The 23729-nt window shown below is 69.2% G+C and carries 23 protein-coding genes; 8 read left to right on the top strand and 15 right to left on the bottom strand.

The genetic code is table 11. The annotated features are described in order from the left end of the window. Nucleotides 1-5 precede the first annotated feature (5 nt). The 6 genes from E1181_RS16740 to E1181_RS16765 all read right to left on the bottom strand — a co-directional run bounded on the left by E1181_RS16740 (nt 6) and on the right by E1181_RS16765 (nt 7178). A complete protein-coding gene (locus E1181_RS16740; RefSeq protein WP_132675813.1) occupies nt 6-1301 on the bottom strand; it encodes a thymidine phosphorylase in 1296 nt (431 codons plus the stop codon). Nucleotides 1302-1556: 255 nt separating this feature from the next. After that, entirely contained in the window at nt 1557-1934 is a 378-nt protein-coding gene (locus E1181_RS16745; RefSeq protein ID WP_132675814.1) for a cytidine deaminase, read from the bottom strand. Then, nucleotides 1931-3190: an ABC transporter permease gene (locus E1181_RS16750; protein WP_132675815.1), complete on the bottom strand. Its 1260-nt coding sequence runs from the start codon at nt 3188-3190 to the stop codon at nt 1931-1933. Before E1181_RS16750 ends, E1181_RS16745 begins: the two co-directional genes overlap by 4 nt. After that, nucleotides 3187-4275 carry an ABC transporter permease gene (locus tag E1181_RS16755; RefSeq protein WP_132675816.1) on the bottom strand — a complete coding sequence of 363 codons (1089 nt, stop codon included), beginning with the start codon at nt 4273-4275 and terminating at the stop codon, nt 3187-3189. The genes E1181_RS16750 and E1181_RS16755 overlap by 4 nt, the downstream gene beginning before the upstream one ends. Then, a complete protein-coding gene (locus E1181_RS16760; protein WP_408010027.1) occupies nt 4272-5804 on the bottom strand; it encodes an ABC transporter ATP-binding protein in 1533 nt (510 codons plus the stop codon). The genes E1181_RS16755 and E1181_RS16760 overlap by 4 nt, the downstream gene beginning before the upstream one ends. Nucleotides 5805-5999: 195 nt before the next feature. After that, nucleotides 6000-7178 (bottom strand): BMP family lipoprotein, encoded by a 1179-nt coding sequence (locus tag E1181_RS16765; protein WP_165944645.1) that lies wholly within the window; start codon nt 7176-7178, stop codon nt 6000-6002. A 431-nt stretch (nt 7179-7609) separates the two neighbouring features. On the opposite strand from E1181_RS16765, the gene sdhC reads away from it, so the two are divergent. From sdhC to E1181_RS16785, 4 genes are all read left to right on the top strand, one after another. Then, nucleotides 7610-8044, top strand: coding sequence for a succinate dehydrogenase, cytochrome b556 subunit (gene sdhC / locus E1181_RS16770; protein ID WP_132675817.1), 435 nt, complete (start codon nt 7610-7612; stop codon nt 8042-8044). A gap of 6 nt (nt 8045-8050) precedes the next feature. Next, a complete protein-coding gene (locus E1181_RS16775; protein WP_132675818.1) occupies nt 8051-8470 on the top strand; it encodes a succinate dehydrogenase hydrophobic membrane anchor subunit in 420 nt (139 codons plus the stop codon). A gap of 91 nt (nt 8471-8561) precedes the next feature. Continuing rightward, a complete protein-coding gene (gene sdhA / locus E1181_RS16780) occupies nt 8562-10352 on the top strand; it encodes a succinate dehydrogenase flavoprotein subunit (RefSeq protein ID WP_132675819.1) in 1791 nt (596 codons plus the stop codon). A gap of 89 nt (nt 10353-10441) precedes the next feature. Then, a complete protein-coding gene (locus E1181_RS16785) occupies nt 10442-11152 on the top strand; it encodes a succinate dehydrogenase iron-sulfur subunit (protein ID WP_235876825.1) in 711 nt (236 codons plus the stop codon). A 220-nt stretch (nt 11153-11372) separates the two neighbouring features. Here the strand turns inward: E1181_RS16785 and E1181_RS16790 are convergent, their stop codons facing one another. Continuing rightward, entirely contained in the window at nt 11373-11600 is a 228-nt protein-coding gene (locus E1181_RS16790; protein ID WP_132675821.1) for an SCO4848 family membrane protein, read from the bottom strand. Between the two features lie 93 nt (nt 11601-11693). Between E1181_RS16790 and E1181_RS16795 the strand changes: the two genes are divergently transcribed. Then, entirely contained in the window at nt 11694-12977 is a 1284-nt protein-coding gene (locus tag E1181_RS16795; protein WP_132675822.1) for a D-alanyl-D-alanine carboxypeptidase family protein, read from the top strand. 36 nt (nt 12978-13013) lie between these two features. On the opposite strand, the gene yhjD is transcribed toward E1181_RS16795, so the two are convergent. The 4 genes from yhjD to E1181_RS16815 form a co-directional block, all read right to left on the bottom strand. Continuing rightward, on the bottom strand, nt 13014-14048 hold the full coding sequence (gene yhjD, locus E1181_RS16800; RefSeq protein WP_132675823.1) for an inner membrane protein YhjD: 1035 nt from the start codon (nt 14046-14048) through the stop codon (nt 13014-13016). Between the two features lie 62 nt (nt 14049-14110). Then, nucleotides 14111-15154, bottom strand: a complete 1044-nt coding sequence (gene trpS / locus E1181_RS16805; RefSeq protein WP_132675825.1) for a tryptophan--tRNA ligase — start codon at nt 15152-15154, stop codon at nt 14111-14113. A gap of 43 nt (nt 15155-15197) precedes the next feature. Continuing rightward, the gene (locus tag E1181_RS16810) at nt 15198-15407 is read right to left on the bottom strand and encodes a hypothetical protein (RefSeq protein WP_132622680.1); all 210 of its coding nucleotides are present in this window, start codon (nt 15405-15407) and stop codon (nt 15198-15200) included. Between the two features lie 298 nt (nt 15408-15705). Further along, a complete protein-coding gene (locus E1181_RS16815; protein ID WP_132675827.1) occupies nt 15706-18291 on the bottom strand; it encodes a bifunctional FO biosynthesis protein CofGH in 2586 nt (861 codons plus the stop codon). Between the two features lie 174 nt (nt 18292-18465). On the opposite strand from E1181_RS16815, the gene E1181_RS16820 reads away from it, so the two are divergent. Continuing rightward, nucleotides 18466-19959, top strand: a complete 1494-nt coding sequence (locus E1181_RS16820) for a S8 family peptidase (protein ID WP_235876822.1) — start codon at nt 18466-18468, stop codon at nt 19957-19959. A 345-nt stretch (nt 19960-20304) separates the two neighbouring features. Next, on the top strand, nt 20305-21519 hold the full coding sequence (locus E1181_RS16825; protein ID WP_268952474.1) for an NAD(P)/FAD-dependent oxidoreductase: 1215 nt from the start codon (nt 20305-20307) through the stop codon (nt 21517-21519). Here E1181_RS16825 and E1181_RS16830 read toward each other — a convergent pair. Beyond that, the gene (locus tag E1181_RS16830) at nt 21497-22027 is read right to left on the bottom strand and encodes a TIGR03086 family metal-binding protein (protein WP_132675831.1); all 531 of its coding nucleotides are present in this window, start codon (nt 22025-22027) and stop codon (nt 21497-21499) included. The two genes, E1181_RS16825 and E1181_RS16830, sit on opposite strands and share 23 nt — an antisense overlap. Nucleotides 22028-22129: 102 nt before the next feature. Here E1181_RS16830 and E1181_RS16835 point away from each other — a divergent pair, with 102 nt between their 5' ends. Beyond that, nucleotides 22130-22705 (top strand): dihydrofolate reductase family protein, encoded by a 576-nt coding sequence (locus tag E1181_RS16835; protein WP_132675833.1) that lies wholly within the window; start codon nt 22130-22132, stop codon nt 22703-22705. A 12-nt stretch (nt 22706-22717) separates the two neighbouring features. Here the strand turns inward: E1181_RS16835 and E1181_RS16840 are convergent, their stop codons facing one another. The 3 genes from E1181_RS16840 to E1181_RS16850 form a co-directional block, all read right to left on the bottom strand. Beyond that, complete coding sequence (locus E1181_RS16840) at nt 22718-23050, bottom strand: HepT-like ribonuclease domain-containing protein (protein WP_235876823.1); 333 nt, start codon at nt 23048-23050, stop codon at nt 22718-22720. Next, nucleotides 23047-23355, bottom strand: a complete 309-nt coding sequence (locus E1181_RS16845; protein ID WP_132675835.1) for a nucleotidyltransferase family protein — start codon at nt 23353-23355, stop codon at nt 23047-23049. Before E1181_RS16845 ends, E1181_RS16840 begins: the two co-directional genes overlap by 4 nt. A 148-nt stretch (nt 23356-23503) precedes the next feature. Then, nucleotides 23504-23729 (bottom strand): integrase core domain-containing protein (locus E1181_RS16850; protein ID WP_132675837.1); only part of this gene is annotated, 226 nt, incomplete at its 5' end.

Consider the following 23729-nt stretch of genomic DNA (forward strand, 5'->3'; position numbering starts at 1 on the left):
CCGCTTCAGCGGGATGACCGGCCAGCGGTGACCTTGTCGAGGATCAGCGGTGTCGACTTCACGTCGGCACCGCTGATTTCGTACGCGGCTCGAAGCGATTCTCGGACGGCCGGGAGGGTTTCCGGCCGGTCGGTGCGCAGTTCCAGCAGCGGTTGGCCCTCGGTGACCCGCTCGCCGGGCTTGGCGAGGCAGAGCACGCCGGCGGCGTGGTCGACGGTGTCCTCCTTGCGCGCCCGGCCGGCGCCCAGCCGCCAGGCGGCGAGGCCGACGACGTGGGCGTCGAGCCCGGTGAGCGTGCCCGAGGCCGGGGCCGTGATCGTGTCGACGTGCGCGGCCTGCGGTAGGGCGGCCTCGGGATCTCCGCCCTGGGCGGTGATCATCCGGCACCAGACCTCGTGCGCCCGTCCGTCGGCCAGGACCTCCGCGGGGTCCACGCCGGAGATGCCCGCGTGGCGCAGCATCTCGCGGGCCAGCTCGACGGTGAGCTCGACGACGTCCGGCGGCCCGCCGCCGCGCAGCACCTCGACGCTCTCGGCCACTTCCAGCGCGTTGCCGACCGCGCGGCCCAGCGGCACCGACATGTCGGTGATCAGCGCGCTGATCCGCAGGCCGTTGGCCGCACCGATGTCCACCAGCGCGGCGGCGAGCTCCCTCGCCTGGTCCGGGGTCTTCATGAAGGCGCCCGATCCGCACTTGACGTCGAGGACCAGCGACTCCACGCCCTCGGCGATCTTCTTGCTCATGATCGAGCTGGCGATCAGCGGCACGGACTCGACCGTCCCCGTGACGTCGCGCAGCGCGTAGAGCTTCCGGTCGGCCGGTGCCAGGCCCTCGGTCGCCGCGCAGATCACGGCACCGACGTCGCGCAGCCGGTCGCGAATCTCGTCGGCGGTCAAGCTCGCCCGCCAGCCGGGGATGGACTCCAGCTTGTCCAGGGTTCCGCCGGTGTGCCCGAGCCCTCTGCCGGACAGCTGCGGGACGGCCGCGCCGCAGGCGGCGACCAGCGGCGTCAGCGGCAGGGTGATCTTGTCGCCGACCCCGCCCGTCGAGTGCTTGTCCACCGTGGGTCTCGACAGGCCGCTGAGCGCGAGGGTGTCACCGGAGGCGACCATCGCCGCGGTCCAGCGCGCCGTCTCCTCCGGCGTCATGCCCCGCAGCAGCACGGCCATCGCCAGCGCCGACATCTGCTCGTCGGCGACCTCACCGCGGGTGTAGGCGTCGACGACCCAGTCGATCTGCTCATCGCTGAGCCGCAGTCCATCCCTCTTCGCCCGAATCACGTCGATCGCGGAGAACACCACACCACCTCCACCACTCGTCCACTCACGACACCCTCACCACCAACACCCCACCTCGACACCGAACACCCCTCGATCGAGTGCTCTTCACCCCGCTCCCCACCTGCTCACACCCCCGGTGACCCGATCTCAGTGGAACTCGGTTCCCGGATTTCAGTGGAAATCGGGTCCCGGAGTTCCACTGAAGTCCGGGGTCCTGAGGTCCACTGAAATCGGGTCGGATCGGGACCAGGCGGGGTAGGTGCGGGGCGTCGGGGGTCAGAGTTCGAAGGCGTCCGGGAGGACCTGGTTCATCGGCAGGACGCCGCGCGGGGTGTCGACCAGGCAGTCCGAGCCGCCGAGCTCCTGGAGGATCTGGCGGCAGCGGCCGCAGGGCATGAGCAGGTCGCCGGTGCCGCTGCGGCAGGCGACGGCGACGAACCGGCCGCCGCCGGTCAGGTGCAGCTGACCGGCCATCGTGCACTCGGCGCACAACGTCACGCCGTAGGAGCCGTTCTCGACGTTGCAGCCGGTCACCACGCGTCCGTCGTCGCAGAGCGCCGCCGCACCGACCTGCAGCCCGGAGTACGGGCAGTAGGCCAGCGCGGCGGCCTCGACGGCCTTGGCGCGCAAGGATTCCCAGTCGACGTCGATCACTGGTCGGCCCCTCTGCGGTATTGCAGGCCGTTGGCCGCGGGTGGTCGCAGCTGCTGCGCCGCCACGCCCAGCACGACCAGCGTGACCAGGTGCGGGGTGTAGGCGGTGAGCTCCTCGGGCAGCTCGTCGGTGAACCAGTAGATCGAGTACATCACCGCGGCCGCCACCAGCGAGAGACCCGCGGCGAACCAGTTGCGCCGCCAGATCTGCCACGCCGCGACCACCACGAGCAGCAGCGCTGCCCCGTAGAACAGGGCGTGCACGCTGGTCTCGCCGCTGCGCAGCTGGAGACCGTCGGAGTAGCCGAACAGCGCGGCACCGCCGAGCAGGCCGCCCGGGCGCCAGTTGCCGAAGATCATGGCCGCGAGACCGATGTAGCCGCGGTTGTTGGTCTGCCCTTCGAGGTAACCGGCCTGCCCCGGGTTGAGGATCAGGGCAGCGCCACCGATCCCGGCCAGCGCACCGGAGATGATCACCGCGATGTACTTGTACCGGTAGACGTTCACGCCGAGGGATTCGGCGGCCACCGGGTTCTCACCGCAGGACCGCAGCCGCAGCCCGAACGGCGAGCGCCACAGGATCAGGTAGCTCGCGGGGACCAGCAGGTAGGCCAGCATCGTCAGCGGCGAGACGCCCGAGACGAGACCGCCGAGGATGCCCGCGACGTCGGAGATCCCGACCCGCTGCAGATCTTCCAGCTGTTGGAGCCAGCCGGAGAGGGGCTGCATCGAGTAGGTGTCGAACTTCGGCACCGGCGGCGACTGCCTCGGGTTCTGCGAGATCGGCTCGAAGATCAGCGTGGACAGGTACTTCGCCGCACCTGCTCCGAGCAGGTTGATCGCCACACCGGAGACGATGTGGTTCACGCCGAAGGACACCGTGGCGATCGCGTGCAGCAGTCCGCCGAGCCCGCCGAACACGGCCGCCGCGACCAGACCCGCCAGCGGGCCGCACTGGTACCCGGCCCAGGCGCCGCCCCACGTGCCCATGATCATCATGCCTTCGAGGCCGATGTTGATCACACCGGCTCGTTCCGCCCACAGGCCGCCGAGCGCGGCCAGCAGGATCGGGATGCCCAGGCGCACCGCGGCCTGCACGGTGCCCGAACCGGTCAGCTGCGGCACTCCGGTCTGGTACGAGGTGATCGCCAGCGCGACGAACCCGACCACGACCCACAGCAGCACCCGCGCCCAGCCGGGCATCTTCCTCCCGCTGTCGCGCGCGGAAGGGGTCCGCTCCACCATCACGGCGGTCATGCCCGCTCACCTCCGCTCACCGCGACCGGTTCGGCGGTGTCCACGGCCTTGCCGACCCGCCGCTGCTCAGCGGCCAGTTCGCGGCGGCGCACCAGCTCGTAGGCGACCACCACCGCCAGCACGATGGTTCCCTGCAGGATGGTCACGATCTCCTTCGGAACACCGATGTTGTCCAGCGTCAGCGAGCTCTTGTCCAGGAAGGACCACAGCAACGCGCCGAACGCGACGCCGAGCGGGTGGTTGCGGCCCAGCAGCGCGATGGCCAGGCCGGCGAAGCCGTAGCCGGTCGGGAAGTTGACGGTGAAGGTGTGGTCGCGGCCGAGGATCTCCGGCAGCCCGGCCAGGCCCGCGATGGCTCCGGAGATGAGCATCGCGGTCAGGATCATGCGCTTGGAGTTCACCCCGCCCGCGCGGGCCGCCGCCGGCGACAGCCCCGAAGCGCGCAGCTCGAAGCCGTAGCGCGTGCGGTCGATGAGCAGCGCGTACCCGACACCGACCAGCACCGCCAGCAGCACCAGCCCGAACACCGTGCCCGCACCGCCCAGCGGGATGCCGGGCACCAGGCCGCTGTCCGGGATGATCGCGGTGCCCTGGCTGTTGCCGCGCATCTCGCCGAAGACCCGCACCAGGAAGGCGATCAGGCCGATGGACAGGGTGTTGAGCATGATCGTGGAGATCACCTCGGACACCCCGCGGTAGACCTTGAGCAGCGCGGCGATCCCGCACCACGCGGCACCGGTGACCGCACCGACCACCACGACCAGCGCGGCGTGCAGCCCGAACGGCAGGCTCACCGCCCCGGCCACGATCGCGGCCACGCACGCGGCGAGCCGGCACTGACCCTCGATGCCGATGTTGAGCAGGTTCATCTGGAACCCGATCGCGGCGGCGATCGCGACCAGGTAGTACGCGCCCGCCGTGTTGATGATGTCCACGGCGGTCGTGCCACGACCGACCTGGGCGACCATCTCCAGCAACGTCGCGATCGGATCGGCCCCGGAGATCAGCAGCACCGCACTGCACAGCACCGCGGAGAAAACGATCGCCAAGGCCGGCGGCAGCAACCGCGCCCGCCAGGTGTTCACACCGCCTCCTGCGTTCCGGTCATCGCCGCCCCCAGCTGCTCCGGGGTCACCGAGCGCGGATCCGCGGTGGCGACGAGCCCGCCGCGGAACATGACCCGGATGGTGTCGGACAGACCGATGAGTTCGTCCAGGTCGGCCGAGATCAGCAACACCGCGAGGCCTTCGGCGCGGGCGTTGCGCAGGTGCTCCCAGATGCCCGCCTGCGCGCCGACGTCCACACCCCGCGTGGGGTGCGCGGCGATGAGCAGCTTCGGGTCGCCGGAGAGCTCCCGGCCGATGATGAGCTTCTGCTGGTTGCCCCCGGAGAGCGCGGCGGCGTCGACGTCGATGCCGGGGGTGCGCACGTCGAACTGCTCGACGATGCGACGGGTGTCGTCCTTGGCGCCCTGCCGGTCCAGCCACCTTCCCCGGGAGACCGGGCGTCGCGTCTGGTGGCCGAGGATGCGGTTCTGCCAGAGCGATTCGTCCAGCAGCAGGCCCTGCCGGTGCCGGTCCTCGGGCACGTAGCCGATGCCGGCCTCGCGGCGGGCGAGCGTGCCCAGCGCGGTCATGTCCCGGTCGCCCAGCTTGACCTGCCCGGAGGTGATCGGGCGCATGCCCATGATGGCCTCGACGAGCTCGGTCTGGCCGTTGCCCTCGACTCCGGCGATGCCCACGATCTCGCCCGCGCGCACCGCCAGGTCGATGCCGTCGAGCACCGGGCGGTCCGCCTCGGCGGCCGAAAGCCCGGACACGGTCAGCACTTCGCGATCGGTCACTGTGGACGGTCCGTGCTCGGCAACCGGGAGTTCACTGCCGACCATCATCTCGGCCAGCTCGCGGCTGGTCACCTCGGACGCGCCGACGGTGCCGACCGTGGTGCCGCGCCGCAGCACCGTGACGGTGTCGGCGATGCTGCGCACCTCGTCGAGCTTGTGCGAGATGAACAGGAACGTGAAGCCCTGCTCGCGCATGGTGCGCAGGGTCGTGAACAGCTCGTCGACCTCCTGCGGCACCAGCACCGCCGTGGGCTCGTCGAGGATGATGATCCGCGCGCCCCGGTAGAGGACCTTGAGGATCTCCACGCGCTGCCGGTCGGCGACGCCGAGGCGTTCGACCAGCACGTCCAGCCGCAGCTCGAAACCGGCCTGCTCGGCCAGCTCCAGCACCCGGCGGCGCGCCTTGCCGCCGATGCCGTGGGAGCCCTCGGCGCCGAGCACGATGTTCTCCAGCACGGTCAGGTTGTCGGCCAGCATGAAGTGCTGGTGGACCATGCCGATCCCGGACTTGATGGCCTCGGCCGGGGTGCGGAAGGCGATCGCCTCGCCGCGCACCCGGATGGTTCCCGAGTCCGGCGCCTGCATCCCGTAGAGGATCTTCATCAGGGTGGACTTGCCCGCCCCGTTCTCACCGCACAGCGCGTGCACCTCGCCCGCGCGGACGGTGAGGTTGACGTCGGAGTTGGCCACGACGCCGGGGAATGTCTTGGTGATGCTGGTCAGCTCGACGGCCGGTGGGCCGTCGGACACCGGATCGGCAGAGGTGTTCATGGTGCTCCAGGGCTTGTCTCCACCGGCAGCGAACCAGATGGACGCTCAACGATGGACGGTTTCGGCCCACGACCGGACATCTTGGCGCGAAACCGCCAACCAGGAGGGCGGAACGAGGAAGGGCACCTCGCCAGCACGCGCGGTGAGAGCGAGGTGCCCTTCATCATCACTGCTCAGGCCGGAGGGCGCCCGCGATCAGGGCTTGTCCGGGACCTGGATCTGACCGTTGGCGATCGCGGCCTTGTAGGCGTCCAGAGTGGTCTTGAGGTCGTCGATCTTGCCGCCCGAAGTCGAGTAGGTGACCCCGTCGATGGCGACGTCGAACTTCTTCGGCACCGTGCTCAGGTCGTTGCGCGCGACGGCGGCGATGTAGTCGTAGACCGCCAGGTCGATGCGCTTGAGCATCGAGCTGATGATGACGTCCTTGTACTCGGCCACGGTGGGCTGGTTGTACTGGTCGGAGTCGACCCCGATGGCTTGCGCGCCCGCGCCCTTGACCGCGCCGAACACGCCCTTACCGGAGGCGCCCGCCGCGTGGTAGATCACGTCGGCGCCCGCTTCCAGCTGACCGGTGGCGACCTCGGAGCCCTTGTTCGGGTCCTGGAAGCCGCTGAAGTCACCCGCAGGGGTCAGGTATTCGTTCTCGATCTTGATGTCCGGGGCGGCCGCCTTCGCGCCCGCCTCGAAACCGGCCTCGAACTTCTGGATCAGCGGCGTCTGCACGCCACCGACGAACCCGATGTGGCAGTTCTTCGACTTGTGCGCGGCCACCACGCCCGCCAGGAAGGAGCCCTGCTCCTCGGCGAAGACCAGCGGGGTGACGTTCGGCACGCCGTCGACCTGCTCGTCGATGATGGCGAACTTGGTGCCGGGGAACTCCGGCGCGACGAGCTTGAGCGCGTCGGCGTAGGCGTAGCCGACCGCGATGACCGGGTTGAAGCCCTCGCGCGCGAGCTGGCGCAGCCGGGTCTGCTTGGCGTCCTCGGGCTCACCCGCTCCCGCGTCGAGCTCCTTGGTCTCCCCCAGGCCCATGTCGGCCTTGGCCCGGTCCAGGCCCGCTATTGAGGCGTCGTTGAACGAGGCGTCGCCGCGCCCGCCGATGTCGAAGGCCACGCCGACCCGCATCGCACTCGCGTTCGGCGGCGGCATCTGCTCGGTCGTCGTCGCGCTCGTCGGAGCCGCGGGGGCTCCAGGGGGCGGCGCGCTCAACTGGCACGGCCCGTTCCCACCACCACCGGCGCTCCCACCACCGCCGGTGTCCTTCGCGCAGCCCGCCAGCGCCATGGCGCCGGTGAGCAGCAGCGCGACCGTGGCGGCGCTCCTGCGCCGCGTTCCGGCACCCGAGCGCCGTCCGTGTGTCGGCGTTCGCCGCATGCCGTTCCCCTTTCCTTCGAGGCCACCGCGCTCCCCCGGCCGCGCCCCAGGATCAGCGGGGCTCGCGGCGCCGAGCGAAGATCCACTTTCGGGTGGATCAGCGCGCTCCGTGCGCGGTGCACGTCAGCCGGTGACGTGACTCTCGAAATTAAGGCTTGACGCTGCTGCTTGTGCATTGCTCGCGTGTCACGAAATGATTTCTTACTCGATTAACAGGTGCGCGCGGCTTGTCTGGTCGATCACAGACGGCTCGGGCGAGTAGGCCGTGGCGATTAGTCGGGTCTAGCATCCAATTCGTCAAGGCCCCAGTTCGTGGCCGGTGACGGGCGTGCACCCAACATCGTTTGGGACAAACTGCAACTCGGGGCCGGCCGCCCCTGTTCCCGAACGCGGGGCCGCCAGTCCACCAGCGAGGTTGGAGGCCTTCCACCATGGCCAGCACCACCGCCTCCGCGGCCGACGCACCGGCGCACGCCGAAACCGTGCGCGCCAAGGGGCGTCTCTACCGCGGCGATCTGGGCATGTGGTCGTGGGTCGCCCACCGGATCACGGGCGTACTCACCTTCTTCTTCTTGTTCGTGCACGTCCTGGACACCGCGCTCGTCCGGGTGTCGCCGAACGCGTACGACACGGTCATCGAGACCTACAAGCACCCATTGATGATCCTGTTCGAACTCGGGTTGCTGGCCGCGGTGCTCTTCCACGCGTTCAACGGCATCCGGGTCATGCTGGTCGACTTCTGGTCCCAGGGCACGAAGTACCAGAAGCCCATGCTCTGGACCGTGCTCGTGCTCTGGCTGGTCCTGATGGTCCCGGCCGCGATCAGCATGCTCACCCGCGCCGTCACGGAAATCTTCGGGGGTTAAGCGCCAATGTCCGTCACCGACGCACCTCTCGCCGTGGAGAAGCCGCGCACCCCGAGCCGGCCCGCAGCGCGCCGCAACAACTTCGAGCTCTACGCCTGGTTGTTCATGCGCCTGTCCGGCGTGGTCCTGCTGTTCCTGGTGCTGGGCCACCTGCTGATCATGCTGTTCCTGGACGGCGGCGTCCACAAGATCAACTTCGCCTTCGTGGCGGGTCGCTGGGCCTCCCCGTTCTGGCAGTTCTGGGACCTGACGATGCTGTGGCTGGCCGGCCTGCACGGCGGCAACGGCCTTCGTACCGTCATCAACGACTACTCCCGCAAAGACGGCACACGCTTCTGGCTGAAGATGCTGCTGTACGTCTCCGTCCTGCTGACCGTGGGTCTGGGCAGCTTCGTGATCTTCACCTTCGACCCGAACATCGGCTAGCGCCGCAGAGACCACAGCGTGGCGAGGCCGCTAGCAGTGGCAAGCCGTTGGCTGCCGGACGCGGGTCCCGCCACAGCCCGAGGAGGCGACCATGCAATTCCACAAGTACGACGTGGTCATCGTCGGCGCCGGTGGCGCCGGGATGCGCGCGGCGATCGAGTCCGGCCAGCGCGCCAGGACCGCCGTGCTGACCAAGCTCTACCCCACCCGCTCGCACACCGGTGCGGCGCAGGGCGGGATGTGCGCGGCGCTGGCCAACGTCGAAGAGGACAACTGGGAGTGGCACACCTTCGACACGATCAAGGGCGGTGACTACCTGGTCGACCAGGACGCCGCCGAGATCATGGCGAAGGAAGCCATCGACGCGGTCCTGGACCTCGAGAAGATGGGTCTGCCGTTCAACCGGACCCCCGAGGGCAAGATCGACCAGCGCCGCTTCGGCGGGCACACCCGCGACCACGGCAAGGCCCCGGTCCGCCGGGCCTGCTACGCCGCGGACCGCACCGGCCACATGATCCTGCAGACGCTGTACCAGAACTGCGTCAAGCACGGCGTGGAGTTCTACAACGAGTTCTACGTCCTCGACGTGATGATGAGCGAGGGCGCGGACGGCGAGCAGGTCTGCACCGGCGCCATCGCCTACGAGCTGGCCACCGGCGAGATCCACGTCTTCCAGGCCAAGGCCGTCGTGTTCGCCACCGGCGGGTTCGGCAAGGTCTTCAAGACGACCTCCAACGCCCACACCCTCACCGGTGACGGCATGGGCATCGTCTACCGCAAGGGCCTGCCGCTGGAGGACATGGAGTTCTACCAGTTCCACCCGACCGGCCTGGCCGGACTGGGCATCCTCATCACCGAGGGCGTCCGCGGCGAGGGCGGCATCCTCCGCAACGCCGACGGCGAGCGCTTCATGGAGCGCTACGCACCGACGATCAAGGACCTCGCGCCGCGCGACATCGTCGCCCGGTCGATGGCCCTGGAGGTGCTGGAAGGTCGCGGTGCGGGTCCGAACAAGGACTACGTGCTCCTCGACGTCACCCACCTCGGTGAAGACCTGCTGATGTCCAAGCTCCCGGACATCATGGAGTTCTCCCGCACCTACCTGGGCGTCGAGCCGACCGAGGAGCCGGTGCCGGTCTACCCGACCGCGCACTACGCCATGGGCGGCATCCCCACGAACGTGCAGGGCGAGGTGCTGCGCGACAACGAGAACGTGGTCCCCGGCCTCTACGCCGCCGGTGAGTGCGCCTGCGTGTCGGTCCACGGCTCCAACCGCCTGGGCACCAACTCGCTGCTGGACATCAACGTGTTCGGCCGCCGCTCCGGCATCGCCGCGGCCGAGTACGCCCACGGCCACGAGTTCGTGGAGATCCCGGAAGACCCGGCCAAGCTGGTCGAGGGCATGGTCGACCACCTGCGCACCGCCAGCGGCGGCGAGCGGGTCGCCACCATCCGCACCGAACTGCAGCAGACGATGGACGCCAACGCGTCGGTGTACCGCACCGAGGAGACGCTGAAGACGGCGCTGTCGGACGTGCAGGCGCTCAAGGAGCGCTACGGCCGGATCGCCGTGCACGACAAGGGCAAGCGGTACAACTCCGACCTGCTGGAGGCCATCGAGCTGGGCTTCCTGCTCGACCTGGCCGAGGCCCTGGTCAACGCGGCGCTGGCCCGCAAGGAGTCCCGCGGCGGCCACGCCCGCGAGGACTACACCTCCCGGGACGACACCAACTTCATGCGGCACAGCATGCAGTACAAGGTGCTGCCCGAGTCCGAAGATCCGAACGCGCCGCTCGGGTTGACCGGGTTCCAGGCCGACATCCGCCTGGACTACAAGCCGGTCACCGTCACCCGGTACCAGCCGATGGAGCGTAAGTACTGATGACTGCCGCCACCACGCCAAAGAACAAGGACCACTCCACAGCGTCTGATCTCCCGGACGACGCCCCGCCGATCCCGGACGACGCGGTGATGGTCACCGTGAAGCTGCTCCGCTACAACCCGGAGCAGGACGAGGAACCGCACTGGGAGTCGTACCGGATCCCGACGCTGCCGTCGGACCGCGTGCTCAACCTGCTGCACTACATCAAGTGGTACGTCGACGGAACGCTCACGTTCCGCCGGTCGTGCGCGCACGGCGTGTGCGGCTCGGACGCGATGCGGATCAACGGCGTCAACCGGCTCGCCTGCAAGGTCCTCATGAAGGACATGCTCACCAAGGACGGCGAGACCACGCTGACCATCGAGCCGATCAAGGGCCTCCCGCTGGAGAAGGACCTGGTCGTCGACATGGAACCGTTCTTCGAGGCCTACCGGGCGGTCCAGCCGTACCTGAAGACCACCGGCAACGAGCCGACCCGCGAGCGGATCCAGTCGGTCGCGGAGCGCGAGCGCTTCGACGACACCACCAAGTGCATCCTGTGCGCGGCGTGCACCACGTCGTGCCCGGTGTACTGGTCGGACGGCAACTACTTCGGCCCGGCCGCGATCGTCAACGCGCACCGGTTCATCTTCGACAGCCGTGACGAGGCCGCTGAGGAGCGCCTGGACATCCTCAACGACGTCGACGGCGTGTGGCGCTGCCGCACGACCTTCAACTGCACGGACGCCTGCCCGCGTGGCATTCAGGTCACCAAGGCGATCCAGGAGGTCAAGCGCGCGCTGATGTTCCGCCGCCGCTGACGCGGCACGACCACGACGGCGCCCACCCCCACGGGGGCGGGCGCCGTCGCCACGTCCAGAGGCCCTGTCGAATTTCGCGCGAAATTCGACTCCCCAGCCAACCGCCACCACCCTGACCTGGCAACACACGCCCGGGCGCGGGGGGAGCTTTCGAATTTCGCGCGAAATTCGACTCCCAAAGTTCCGGGTCGAATTTCGCGCGAAGTTCGACCGGGGCTGGTCAGGAGCGCGTGGCTCGGTAGGCCTTCCAGCCGAGGACTCCGATGATGGTGCCCAGGACGAGGGAGACCACGGCGATGACCAGGTGGACGATCAGGTAGGCCGTGGGGCTGCCCTGCGCCCAGGAGCGGTCGCTGTTCCAGATGTTGCGCATGAACGTGGGCCACAGGAGGTAGGACCAGACCCCGAAGGCCAGCAGGAACAGCGCAACTCGGCGAGAAATCGTCACGAGGTCGAGTATCCGCTGTTACCGGGCTCACCCGATGGCCCGGGCCCGCTACTCCGGGAACGTTCATGGACCTGACCCGTTAACCTCTCCCGTGTGCCTCCGCGTCCTCATCGTTCGACGAAATCCCGTGCGAAACAGCCGTTTTGGCCGGTTTTCGCTGCGCTGCTCGTCGCCCTCCCGCTGCTGACCACCGCGCCCGCCGCAGCGCAGGCGCCCGCCTGCCCCAACGCCGAAGCACCACCACCCGCGGTCGACACCTCCGAGGTCCCCGCACCCGGACAGCCCGCCCCGACCCCGGTCCCGGTGCCGGAGACCCCGGTGGGCGGTGACCAGCTGGCCGACTGCGCGCTGCTGAGCGCTCCGAACCAGCCCGCCCCGCCGCCGGACGTCGCGGCCTCCGCCGCCGGCTGGGTCCTGGCCGACCTGGACTCCGGCGAGATCCTCGCCGCCAAGGACGCGCACGCCCGGCAGCGCCCGGCCTCCACCATCAAGGTGCTCACCGCGCTGACAGCGCTGCGCGAGCTCAAGCTCGACGACACCCTGGTCGCCACCCAGGAGGACGCCAACCAGGAGGGCACCCGCGTCGGCCTGCTGCCCGGGATGACCTACAGCGTCGGCCAGGTCTTCCAGGCGATGCTGATGGGCTCCGGCAACGACGCCGCGCACGCGCTGGCCGTGAAGATGGGCGGCGTACCGGCGACCCTGGAGAAGATGAACGCCCTGGCCGCCGAGATCGGCGCCCTGGACACCCGCGCGGCGACGCCGTCCGGTCTGGACGGTCCGGGCATGAGCACCTCCGCCTACGACCTGGCCGCGATCTTCCGGGTCGCGATGCGCGAACCCGCCTTCGCCAACGCCATCGCCACCCCGATGATGCTCCTGCCAGGAGCTCCCGGACAGCCGCCGTTCGAGCTGTGGAGCGACAACCAGGTGCTGCGCAACTACCCGGGCGGCCTGGGCGGCAAGACCGGGTTCACCGACGACGCGCGGCACACCTTCATCGGCTCGGCGCAGCGCGACGGGCGCCGCCTGGTGGCGGTGATGGTGCGCGGCGAGAACCAGCCGGTGCGGCTGTCGCACCAGACGATGGCGATGCTCGACTACGGCTTCTCGCTGCCCAGGGGCACCTCGGTGGGCGAGCTCGTGACGACCTCACCCCGCGCCCCCGAAGCGGCCCCGGCCGCGCGGGCCGACGTGCCGCCACCCGCGGCGGTCGGTGTCGGCCAGTCGTCGTTCTTCGGCAGCGTCACCGGACCGCTGTTCCTGCTCGCGGTCGCCCTCGTCGCGGTCGCCATCGCGGTACTCCTCCGGCGGCGCAGGGCTCAGCTCGCCCAAGCCCGACGCCAGGCCTCGGCCGAGAGCGCCGAACACCCCTGATGACCCGCTCCTGACCGGTCTCGCCCGCGAGGCCGGTCAGGACCTGCGGTGGGACCTGGTGGGTTTGCGGAGCAGCCAGCCGGCCACGGCTCCGGCGCCGATCATGCCTGCTGCGGTGCGGACGCCGGCGCCCCTGCGGACCCGCACGGCGGGGCGGATGATCGCCGGGCCCGGAGCCGCGACCGGATCCGGCTTCAGGTTCTCCGAAGCCGTGGCGGTCCACGCGGTGGCGAAGAGGATGAAGCGCGACATCAGGTTCGCGAACACCAGCAGACCCAGGATCGGGCCGAAAGCGGCACCGGCGGGCGAGTTCGTGACGGTGTTCAGGTAGATCACGCCGACCTGCTTGAGGACCTCGAACCCCAGGGCCGCGAACAGCGCGCCCCAGACCGCGCTGCGCAGGGACACCGGGCTGCGCGGCAGCCGCGCCAGCACCCACACGAACACCAGCCACCCGGCCAGCAGCGACAGCAGGATCGACAGCACCCGCAGCACGACCCCGGCGATGACGCTGCGCTCGAACCCGGCGGCTTCCAGCAGCAGCCGTCCGACCCCGCCGCCCAGCGCGCTGATGCCGAACGACAGCGCCATCGCCAGGCCGAGGCCCAGCAGCGAAAGCAGGTCGGAGCCCATCCTCTTGAGCATCGGCTGCGGTGTCGGGATCTGCGTCCACTGCGCGGTCAGCGCCTCGCGCAGGTTCGTCATCCAGCCCAGCCCCGAGTACAGGGCGGTGAGCAGACCGATGATCCCGACCGCTCCGGCCTGCTTGATGGCCTGGTCGACGACCCGGTTGAGCATCTCGCTCATCGCCGGGCTCGGAACCGCCGTGGTGATCGAGCTCTTCAGGTTCGCCAGCAGCTCGGGGTTTCCGCTCAGCACGAAGCCGGCCACCGCGAACCCGATCATCAGCAGCGGCACCAGGGCCAGCACGCTGAAGTAGGTGATCGCGGCGGCGTAGTAGTCGCCGTACTGCTGCTGGTACCGGCCGAAGGCCCGGATCAACCGGTCGAGCCACGCGTGCCGCTGTCGCAACCGGGCCAGGCGGCCCGGTTGCTCCTGTTGATCCGCCATGGTGCGCCTCCCACCAAACGGCTATCCCCCGAACGGTGGCAGGCTACCCGCAGTTGATCACTTCAGCGCAGCGGAGGAAGGAATCCCACCCGATCGAACACGGTGCGCAAGGTCTGCGAGGAGACCTCGCGGGCCTTCTCCGCGCCCCGGTGCAGGACCTTGTCCAGCTCGGCCGGGTCGGTGAGGTAGGCGTTGACCTTCTCCTGCAGCGGCGTCACGAACTCGACGACGACCTCGCCCAGCTCCTTCTTCAGGTCGCCGTACCCGCGTCCTTCGTAGGAGGTTTCGAGCTCGGCGATGCTCTGCCCGGTCAGCGCCGAGTAGATCGCCAGCAGGTTGGAGACGCCGGGCTTGTTCTCCGCGTCGTAGCGGATCTCGCGACCGGTGTCGGTGACCGCGGAGCGGATCTTCTTCGCCGAGCGCTTCGGGTCCTCCATCAGCTCGATCACGCCGCTGGGAACCGACTTGCTCATCTTGGAGGTCGGGTCCTGCAGGTCGTAGATCTTGGCGGTGTCCTTCGGGATGTGGGCCGCCGGAACGGTGAAGGTCTTGCCGAAGCGGGAGTTGAAGCGCTGCGCGAGGTTGCGGGTGAGCTCCAGGTGCTGGCGCTGGTCCTCACCGACCGGAACGGCGTCGGCCTGGTAGACGAGGATGTCCGCGGCCTGCAGGACCGGGTAGGTGAACAGGCCGACGCTGACGTGGTCGGCCTCCTGGCGGGAGGACTTGTCCTTGAACTGGGTCATCCGGCCGGCCTCGCCGAATCCGGCCATGCACTCCAGGACCCAGGACAGCTGCGCGTGCTCGGGGACGTGGCTCTGCACGAACAGCGCGGAGCGGTCGGGGTCGATGCCGAGGGCGAGCAGCTGCGCCGCGGAGACCCGGGTGCGCTGCCGGAGCAGCTCCGGGTCCTGCTCGACGGTGATCGCGTGCAGGTCGACGACGCTGTAGAAGCACTCGTAGGTGTCCTGCATGGTGACCCATTCCCGCAGGGCGCCGAGGTAGTTGCCGAGGTGGAAGGAGTCGGCGGTCGGCTGGATGCCGGAGAGGACGCGGGGCCGGCCCGCGGACTGTTCGCTGGTCTGGGTTGCGGGGCTGTCGCTGCTCACGAAGCTGATTCTCGCAAGCGCCGCCTCGCGCGCGGGACCGGGTTCAACCCTTGCGCTGGTTCTCCGGCTGGATCTTCTTCTTGCGGAAGACCCCGACGACCATGCCGGCGACGCCGAGCACGACGGCGCTCAGGCCGACCGGGCCGAGCGAGTCCATCGACGGAGCCGCCATCACGGCGACCTCGGACTGGGCTTCGGCGAAGCCCGTGGTGACCGGCATCAGCGTTGCCACCACGGCGCCAGGCGCGGACACTCGCCTGATCACGCGAGATATTCGGCTACGCAAGAGCGTGCCTCCCTGCGGAAGTTGACCCTTTGGAGGGCCCTCTACTCGTGTGGTCCGGTGGCGGACAGTACCGACCGCCCGTTGCGATCGTGATTGCCTTGCGTAAACCAACCACGACAGGGTGATCATATTTTCCGGACCTGAGTAGTTTTCCCCGGGTAGATGATCAACAACATCGCAGGTGAGCGGTGGGGCCGACCCCGTGCCGACCCCACCTAGCGTCACCTAGTGACCTGAATAACACTCAAATGGCGCAGTAAGGTCCTCAAACAGCGGTGACTCCGAGCTGCACCTGACCCAATCGCCCATATGTCGTAGTGCGTTGCCGCGCGGTGCGTCCCGCGCGGGCGGCCAGCTCGTGCAACTCCTCCACGCTGCGCTCCGAACCGTGCTCCGATCCGGCCATCCGGCTGATCGTCTCCTCCATCAGCGTGCCGCCGACGTCGTTGGCGCCACCGCTGAGGACCTCCGTGGTCCCGGCGTCGCCGAGCTTGACCCACGAGGTCTGCACGTTGTCGATGCGCCCGTGCAGCAGGACCCGGGCCATCGCGTGCACCGCCCGGTTGTCCCGCCGCGTCGGCCCCGGCCGCGCCAGACCCGCCAGGTAGATCGGGGCGTTGCGGTGCACGAACGGCAGCGGCACGAACTCGGTGAACCCGGCCTGACCGTGCTCGCGGGCCCGGTCCTGGACCCCGGCCAGCGTGCGGAAGTGCCCCAGCCAGTGCTCCGGGTGGTCGACGTGGCCGTACATCATCGTCGACGAGGACGGGATGCCCAGCCGGTGCGCCGTGCTCACCACCTCGATCCACTCGGCGGCGGGCAGCTTGCCCTTGGTCAGCACCCAGCGGACCTCGTCGTCGAGGATCTCGGCCGCCGTGCCCGGGATGCTGCCCAGACCGGCCTCCTTGAGCTCGGCCAGCCAGTCCTGCACCGACACGCCCGCCTTCGCCGAGGCGCTGACGATCTCCATCGGGCTGAACGCGTGGACGTGCATCTCCGGCACCCGCTGCCGCACCGCCCGCACCAGGTCGGCGTAGCCCGACACCGGCAGCCTCGGGTCGATGCCGCCCTGCACGCAGACCTCGGTGGCCCCGGCGCGCCACGCCTCGTCGGCGCGGTCGGCGACGTCCTCCGGCGAGAGCCGGTAGGCGTCGGCGTCCCGCTCGCGCTGGGCGAAGGCGCAGAACCGGCAGCCGACGTAGCAGATGTTGGAGAAGTTGATGTTGCGGTTGACCACGTAGGTGATGTCGTCACCGACGACCTCGCGCCGCAACCGGTCGGCGATGCCGGCGAGCTCGTCCATCGCCGGCCCCTCGCAGGTCATCAACGCCATCGCGGCCTCGTGGTGCTGCTCCTCCAGCAACGACGCCGGGTCCGACTCGGCCAGCCGCAGCCCCTTCTTGACGTCGGCGTCCAGGCGTTCCGGGGACGCCGCCGTCGGGACCTGGCCGCGCAGCTCGTCCCAGTCGCCGTAGACGGTGTCGAAGTCGGTGCGCCGGTCCTCCGTGCGACCGTCGGTGTCGATGCTGCGGTGCAGGTCCGTGCGGCCGATCGACTCGAAACCGCCGTCCGGCTCCTGCCACTCGCGGCCGGAGATCTCGGCGTCCGGGTCGGCGAAGCCGTCGGCGTCCGACAGCGCGTCGACGTGCGAGGCGACCCGCAGGTCCAGCCACTGCGTCGAGTCCCCGGCCAGACCCTTGCGCACGTAGCGCGGGTAGGCGGTGAGCCGCTCGCGCAGCTGGAAACCGGCTTGGCCGGTGAGCTCGGTGAGCTCGTCGATCTGCGGCCACGGGCGTTCCGGGTTGACGTGGTCCGGGGTCACCGGCGACACGCCGCCCCAGTCGTCGATGCCGGCGCGCAGCATCAGCAGGTGCTCCTCGCCGACCAGGTTCGGCGGCGCCTGCACGCTCACGCCCGAGGGCATCAGCAGCCGGGCGACGGCGATGGTGGCGGCCAGCTCGTCCAGGTCGGCGTCGGGCATGCCGCGCATGGCGGTGTCCGGCTTGGCCCGGAAGTTCTGCACGATGATTTCCTGGATGTGCCCGTACTGGCGGGCGCTCTGCCGCAGCTCCAGCAGCGATTCGGCCCGCTCGGTGCGGGTTTCGCCGATGCCGATGAGGATTCCGCTGGTGAAGGGCACCGCGACGCGTCCGGCATCGGTGAGCACCCGCTTGCGGACGGCCGGTTCCTTGTCCGGGCTGCCGAAGTGCGGGCCTCCCTTCTCGCTCCAGAGCCGCTCCGAGGTCGTCTCCAGCATCATTCCCATGCTGGCCGCGACCGGCTTGAGCCTGGTCAGCTCCGACCAGGACAGCACTCCCGGGTTCAGGTGCGGCAGCAGGCCGGTCTCCTCCAGGACCGCGATCGCGCAGGCGCGGACGTAGTCCACCGTGGAGGAGTAGCCCCGCGCATCCAGCCACTCGCGGGCGGCCGGCCAGCGCTCCTCCGGGCGGTCTCCCAAGGTGAACAGGGCTTCCTTGCAGCCCGCGGCGGCGCCTTGACGGGCGATCTCCAGGACCTCGTCGCGTTCCAGGAAGGCCGATTCCACCTTGTGCGGAACCGTGGCGAAAGTGCAGTAGTGGCAACGGTCCCGGCACAGCCTGGTCAGCGGGATGAACACGTTGCGGCTGTAGGTGACGACGCCCGGGTGTCCCTCGGCGACCAGGTGCGCGTCGCGCGCCTTTCCGGCCGCCGTCAGGAGTTTGTCCAGGTCATCGCCGCGTGCGTGGAGCAGAACCGCGGCTTCGGTGGCGTCGAGCGAGACGCCGTCGGTGGCGCGGCGCAGCGCACGTCGCATCGCCGATGAGCTGGGGGTCTGTTCCGGCGGGGTGATGTTCAAATCTGCAACCGACACCTGACGACTCTAAGTCGGCTCGAAGTTGTTGCCCAGCCGTCATCTGCGTGCGCAGTCCCTCACTTTCGGCTACGCAATTACTCCATTGAGCCCTGCCGCCTATCCCCGAATCAGGCGCAAAATCCGGACGAATATCACTGGGTGAACCATTCTTCGTCTCCAAGGAGGGACAAGTTGTCACGCAGAAGTAGGAGAGGCCGTTCGCTGCGGATCGCAGGCTCGGCTCTCGCGCTGACCCTGCTGTTACCCGCCGGGCTCCTCGGCTCCGCGCCAGAAGCGCCCGCCACCTCGGCGGTTCCCGCGCACTTCGTGGTCGTCGGCCCCGTCGGTGACGGACTCGCGCAGACCGAGGAATCGGTGCGCGCCGTCGGCGGTGCGGTCGTGCAGAGCTGGCCGCAGATCGGCGTGGTCGTCGCGTCCTCACCGGACCCGGCCTTCGCGGCCAACGTCCGGCAGCAGCCGGGCGTCGAGCAGGCCGGCGCGAGCCGCAACCTCGCCGAGCAGCTGCCGCCCGCCCAGTCGAACCGGCTGGAAACGCTGGAAGGCACCGCGAACGGCGTCGGCACCTTCGCCGCCGACGGCAAGGAGCCGCTGGAAGCCGACCAGTGGGACCTGCCGCAGATCAAGGCCGACCAGGCCAACGCGATCTCGCAGGGCAGCAAGGACACCACCGTCGGCGTGCTGGACTACGGCATCGACCCCACGCACCCCGACCTGGCGCCGAACCTCGACGTCTCCCGCTCGGTGAGCTGCGTCAACGAGGGCGTGCCGGACCAGCGCCAGGAGGCCTGGCAGCCGCAGGACCCGACGCAGGACCACGGCACGCACGTCTCGGGCACCATCGCCGCCGCGCGCAACGGCGTCGGCGTCGCCGGAGTGGCCCCGAACGTCACGCTGGCCTCGGTCCGCGTGATCGACGACGGCGGGTTCATCTACCCCGAGTACGCGATCTGCGGGTTCATCTGGGCCGCCGAGCACGGCTTCGACGTCACCAACAACTCCTACTTCGTCGACCCCTGGTACCTGTGGTGCGACAGCGACCCGGACCAGAAGGCCGCCGCCGAGGCGGTCCGCCGCGCCGTCGCTTACGCCGAGGGCCACGACGTGGTCAACGTCGTCTCCGCGGGCAACAGCAACTGGGACCTCTCGCAGCCGATCCACGACACCAACAGCCCGAACAACGGCGGCCCGACCCAGGACCGCCACACCGGACCGGACTGCCGCATCCTCCCGGGCGAGCTGCCGGGCGTGGTGTCGGTGTCCGCTGTGGGCGTCAACGCGGTCAAGTCGTACTACTCCAACTACGGCCTCGGCTCGATCTCGGTGACCGCCCCGGGCGGTGACGCGCGGCAGATCCCGCAGACGCCGTCGGCCAACGGCCGGATCCTCTCCAGCGTTCCCGGCGGTGGCTGGGGATGGATGCAGGGCACCTCGATGGCGGGCCCGCACGCCGCGGGCGTCGCCGCCCTGCTGCGCAGCACCCACCCGGAGTGGACCGCGCAGCAGGTCATCGGCGCGCTGAACAACCAGTCCGACGCGTTGCCGTGCCCGAAGGACTACGACGGGGACGGCGACGGCGTCGTCGACGCGGTCTGCACCGGCGGCTCCACCGGAGCCGGCTTCTACGGCGCGGGCCTGATCGACGCCCTCGACGCGGTCACCGAGTAATCCCTGAGCCCGCCCCGCCGGCCACGCCCCCGGCAGGGCGGGTTCACCATCCCCACCCCACCTCGGTCGACCCGATTTCAGTGGAAACCCGAACCCGGAATTCCACTGAAGTCGGGGGCCCGGTTTCCACTGAAATCCGGGTCCTGACTTCCACTGAAATCGGAAGTCCGGTTTCCACTGAAATCGTGGGGCCGGTTTCCACTGAAGTCAGGGCGTTCGCTCGGGAAGGCTGCTCGGTGTGGTCGTGTTCGACCAGGTCGTCGACGGCGATGGTCCTCGTCGGCTCCGGTTGCCCGGTTCCCCTGGCGGCAGGACGCTTCGGGGGTGGGAGATTCGGAGAGTTTCGTGATCGTCGGCGCCGGCATGGCCGGGGCCAAGGGCGCCGAGGCGCTGCGCGACCAGGGGTTCGACGGGCGGATCACGCTGCTGGGCGATGAAGCGCACCGGCCCTACGAGCGACCGCCGCTGTCCAAGGAGTACCTGATGGGCAGCACCGAGTTCGACGCCGCCTACGTGCACCCCGAGACCTGGTACGCCGACAACCGCGTCGACCTGCGCCTGAACAGCTCCGCGCGGCACATCGACCGGTCGCTGCGGCAGGTCGAGCTCGCCGACGGGACCAGGCTGGAGTTCGACAAGCTGATGCTGGCCACCGGAGCCCATCCCCGCTCGATCCCCGTCCCCGGCCACGACGCCGAAGGCGTGCTGCACCTGCGCCGGGTGGGCGACTCCGACCGCATCAAGGAGGCCCTGGCAGGCATCGAGGACCTGGTGGTGGTCGGCGCGGGCTGGATCGGGCTGGAGGTCGCCGCGGCCGCCCGCCAGGCCGGTGTCGGCGTGACGGTGGTGGAGACCGCCGAGCTGCCGCTGCTGCGCGTCCTCGGCCGCGAGGTCGCGGAGGTCTTCGCCGCCATGCACCGCGAGCAGGGCGTGTCCTTCCGCTTCACCACCGCGATCGACGAGATCCTCGCGCCGTCGGGGAAGGTCACCGGGGTGCGGCTGACCGACGGGCTGGAGATCGACGCCCAGGCGGTGCTGATCGCGGTCGGCGCCGATCCGGACGTGGAACTGGCCGCCGAGGCGAAGCTGCGCGTCTCCAACGGCGTCCTGGTCGACGCCACGCTGCGGACCGGCGACCCGAACATCGTCGCCGCGGGCGACGTGGCCAACGCCTTCCACCCGCTGCTGGGCAAGCAGATCCGCGTCGAGCACTGGAACAACGCCCTCAACCAGCCCGCCGTCGCCGCCTCGTCGATGCTCGGCGGCGACACCACCTACTCCGAGCTGCCGTACTTCTTCACCGACCAGTACGACCTGGGCATGGAGTACCTCGGATTCGTCGAGCCGGGCGAGTACGACGAGGTGCTGTTCCGGGGTGACGTCGAAGCCCGCGAGTTCATCGCCTTCTGGCTCTCCGAGGGTCGGGTGCTGGCGGGCATGAACGTCAACATCTGGGACGTCACCGAGCAGATCAAGACCCTCATCACCTCCGGCACCACCATCGACCGCCAGGCCCTGGGCGATCCCGGCGTTCCGCTCAACGAGCACATCGCTCGCTGAGGCCGGGCGCACGTCCGGTCATGGCGACGATCCGGTCCAGCAGCGGCGCGTCGTCGGCGACCTCGACCGGAGGCCCCCACAGCTCCGGCAGCGGAGCGCTGGGCACGAACACCCGAACGTGGGCCCAGCACGCCCGCAAGGTGTCCTCGGGCAGGTGAAACGGCGCTCCGATGGCCTGCGCCAGGTCCCAGCCGTGGACGACCACCTCGGTGAGCGCGATGCGTCCCCAGACCTCGTTGCGCAGCGGGACTCCGCCCACTTCGGTCTCGCCTTCCCAAGCGGCCGGAGCGGACCACGCCTTCGCCAGCTCCAGCACGTGCGAGCGGGCGTCGCCGGGGCCCGGTTTCGACGAGGCCAGCGCGGTGAACCCCTGCGCGGCCTCGTCGACGTGCGCGATGAGGCCGCGGACCGCGTACTCCGAGCACGGGGTCGGCAGGTCCAGCTGCTCGTCGGTCACGGCGCTCAGCAGCACGGCCAGCCGTCGGCAGGCGGGTGTCAGATCGATCAACGCAGACCTCCTCGAACGGACTTGTCGAAGAGGTAGACGAAAAAGGACCGCGGAACTCATCGCTGCGCCGCTATGGTCATCGAGGATCACGAGGGGGCTGAAGTGCGAGAACTGACCTACATGATCGCGTCGACGATCGACGGCCGCATCACCGGCCCGGACAACGGCAATCCCGACTTCTTCCTGCACGAGGGCGACCACGGCGATTTCCTGCGCGCCGAATTCCCGGAACTGCTGCCCTCGCACGTCCGGCCGATGTTCGGTCTCGACGGCGTGCCCAACGAGCACTTCGACACGATGCTGCAGGGGCGAGGCAGTTGGGAGATCGGGATGCGCGAGGGCATCACCAACGCCTACCGGCACCTGCGCAGCATCGTGTTCTCGCGCAGCATCACCGAAACCCCGGACCCGACGGTGGAATTCGTCTCCACCGATCCGCTGGAGAAGGTCCGCGAGCTCAAGCGCGAACCGGGCGCGGGCATCTGGCTGTGCGGCGGCGGGCAGCTCGCAGCGGCGCTGCGACCCGAGATCGACGAGCTGATCATCAAGCTGCACCCGGTGGTGGCGGGCGCGGGAATTCCGCTGTTCGACGGCGAGTTCTCCCCGTCCCGGTTCGAACTGACCGACTCCAGGCCCTTCAACAGCGGCGTCGTGCACCTCACCTACCGCAAGCGGTGAGACCAAGCGCCGTCAGGCTTCCAGCAACTTCCTCAACACATCGGAAAGAGGAGGAAGCCTGTCGGTGAGCACCTGCCACACCAAAGCGTCGTCGACCGTGGCGTACCCGTGGATGAGAATGTTCCGGAAGGCCACGATTCGAGGTAGGTCAGGGGTCTTCTCGGCGAGCTCCCGATCGGCTTTCGACAACTGGTTCAGAGCTTCCCCGATGATCTCGAACTGCCGCTCGACAGCCGACCGCACCATGGCTTGCGCCTGGTACGACGCGAAGTCTTCACCCCTTGGTGAACTCGCCGACGAGTTCTGCGGCCTGGAGCGCTTCCCAGAGGTATGTCCGAACGTCACGCTGCATAGAGGAGTTCCCTGGAGTCCAGGACCTGCTGCTTGAAGTAGGGGTTTCGAATGCCCGTAGCGCTGACCAGGTCGACCGGACGGCCGAGGATGTTCTCCAGCCCCTCTTTTAGATCGAAGTAAGTGCCGAAGTAGTCGAACCCAGGACCAACCGCGAATTCGACCAGCACGTCGACGTCACTGCTGTCGACGTCGAACGCCGGCCCCACCGCCGAACCGAAGAGGTCGAGGCGACGCACTGAGAGCATCCGGCAGAGCGCTTCGATCTCATCGCGCTTCTCCTCGATCAACTCGTGCATGGTCGGCACCTCCCCACCTCATTGGGCCTGATCACGGAGCCCAAGTCACCTCACCACACGCCTCGCAGAGGTTCGCAACCAATCTCTGATCCGGCAGAACCCTTCCGGCGAGCCGAGCAGGGTCGTTGCGGTCAACGATCCGTCTCGGCTAGCTGTATGAGGCCGTGACGTTGGTGACGCCGGTGGGGAGTCGGGATGCTGGTGGCTGATCTCCGGCGGCGGTGTGTGGCCGATGGTAGTTGTAGTGCACGTTCCAGATCGCTAGGGCTGCGGTGCGGTGGTGCTCGCTGGTCCAGACGCGGGCATAGAGGAACTCTTCGGCCAGGATTCGGTTGTAGCGTTCGATTTTCCCGTTGTGGCGTGGGGTGTAGGGC

The organism is Saccharopolyspora terrae, from assembly GCF_004348435.1.
Classification (GTDB): Bacteria; Actinomycetota; Actinomycetes; order Mycobacteriales; family Pseudonocardiaceae; genus Saccharopolyspora; species Saccharopolyspora endophytica.

What these genes read in the sequence shown, in the direction of transcription:
- E1181_RS16750 (WP_132675815.1), bottom strand. Translation starts at nt 3,190, where the DNA reads ATGACCGCCGTGATGGTGGAGCGGACCCCTTCCGCGCGCGACAGCGGG.
- E1181_RS16760 (WP_408010027.1), bottom strand. Translation starts at nt 5,804, where the DNA reads ATGAACACCTCTGCCGATCCGGTGTCCGACGGCCCACCGGCCGTCGAG.
- E1181_RS16765 (WP_165944645.1), bottom strand. Translation starts at nt 7,178, where the DNA reads ATGCGGCGAACGCCGACACACGGACGGCGCTCGGGTGCCGGAACGCGG.
- sdhC (WP_132675817.1), top strand. Translation starts at nt 7,610, where the DNA reads ATGGCCAGCACCACCGCCTCCGCGGCCGACGCACCGGCGCACGCCGAA.
- E1181_RS16775 (WP_132675818.1), top strand. Translation starts at nt 8,051, where the DNA reads ATGTCCGTCACCGACGCACCTCTCGCCGTGGAGAAGCCGCGCACCCCG.
- sdhA (WP_132675819.1), top strand. Translation starts at nt 8,562, where the DNA reads ATGCAATTCCACAAGTACGACGTGGTCATCGTCGGCGCCGGTGGCGCC.
- E1181_RS16785 (WP_235876825.1), top strand. Translation starts at nt 10,442, where the DNA reads ATGGTCACCGTGAAGCTGCTCCGCTACAACCCGGAGCAGGACGAGGAA.
- yhjD (WP_132675823.1), bottom strand. Translation starts at nt 14,048, where the DNA reads ATGGCGGATCAACAGGAGCAACCGGGCCGCCTGGCCCGGTTGCGACAG.
- E1181_RS16845 (WP_132675835.1), bottom strand. Translation starts at nt 23,355, where the DNA reads ATGCACGAGTTGATCGAGGAGAAGCGCGATGAGATCGAAGCGCTCTGC.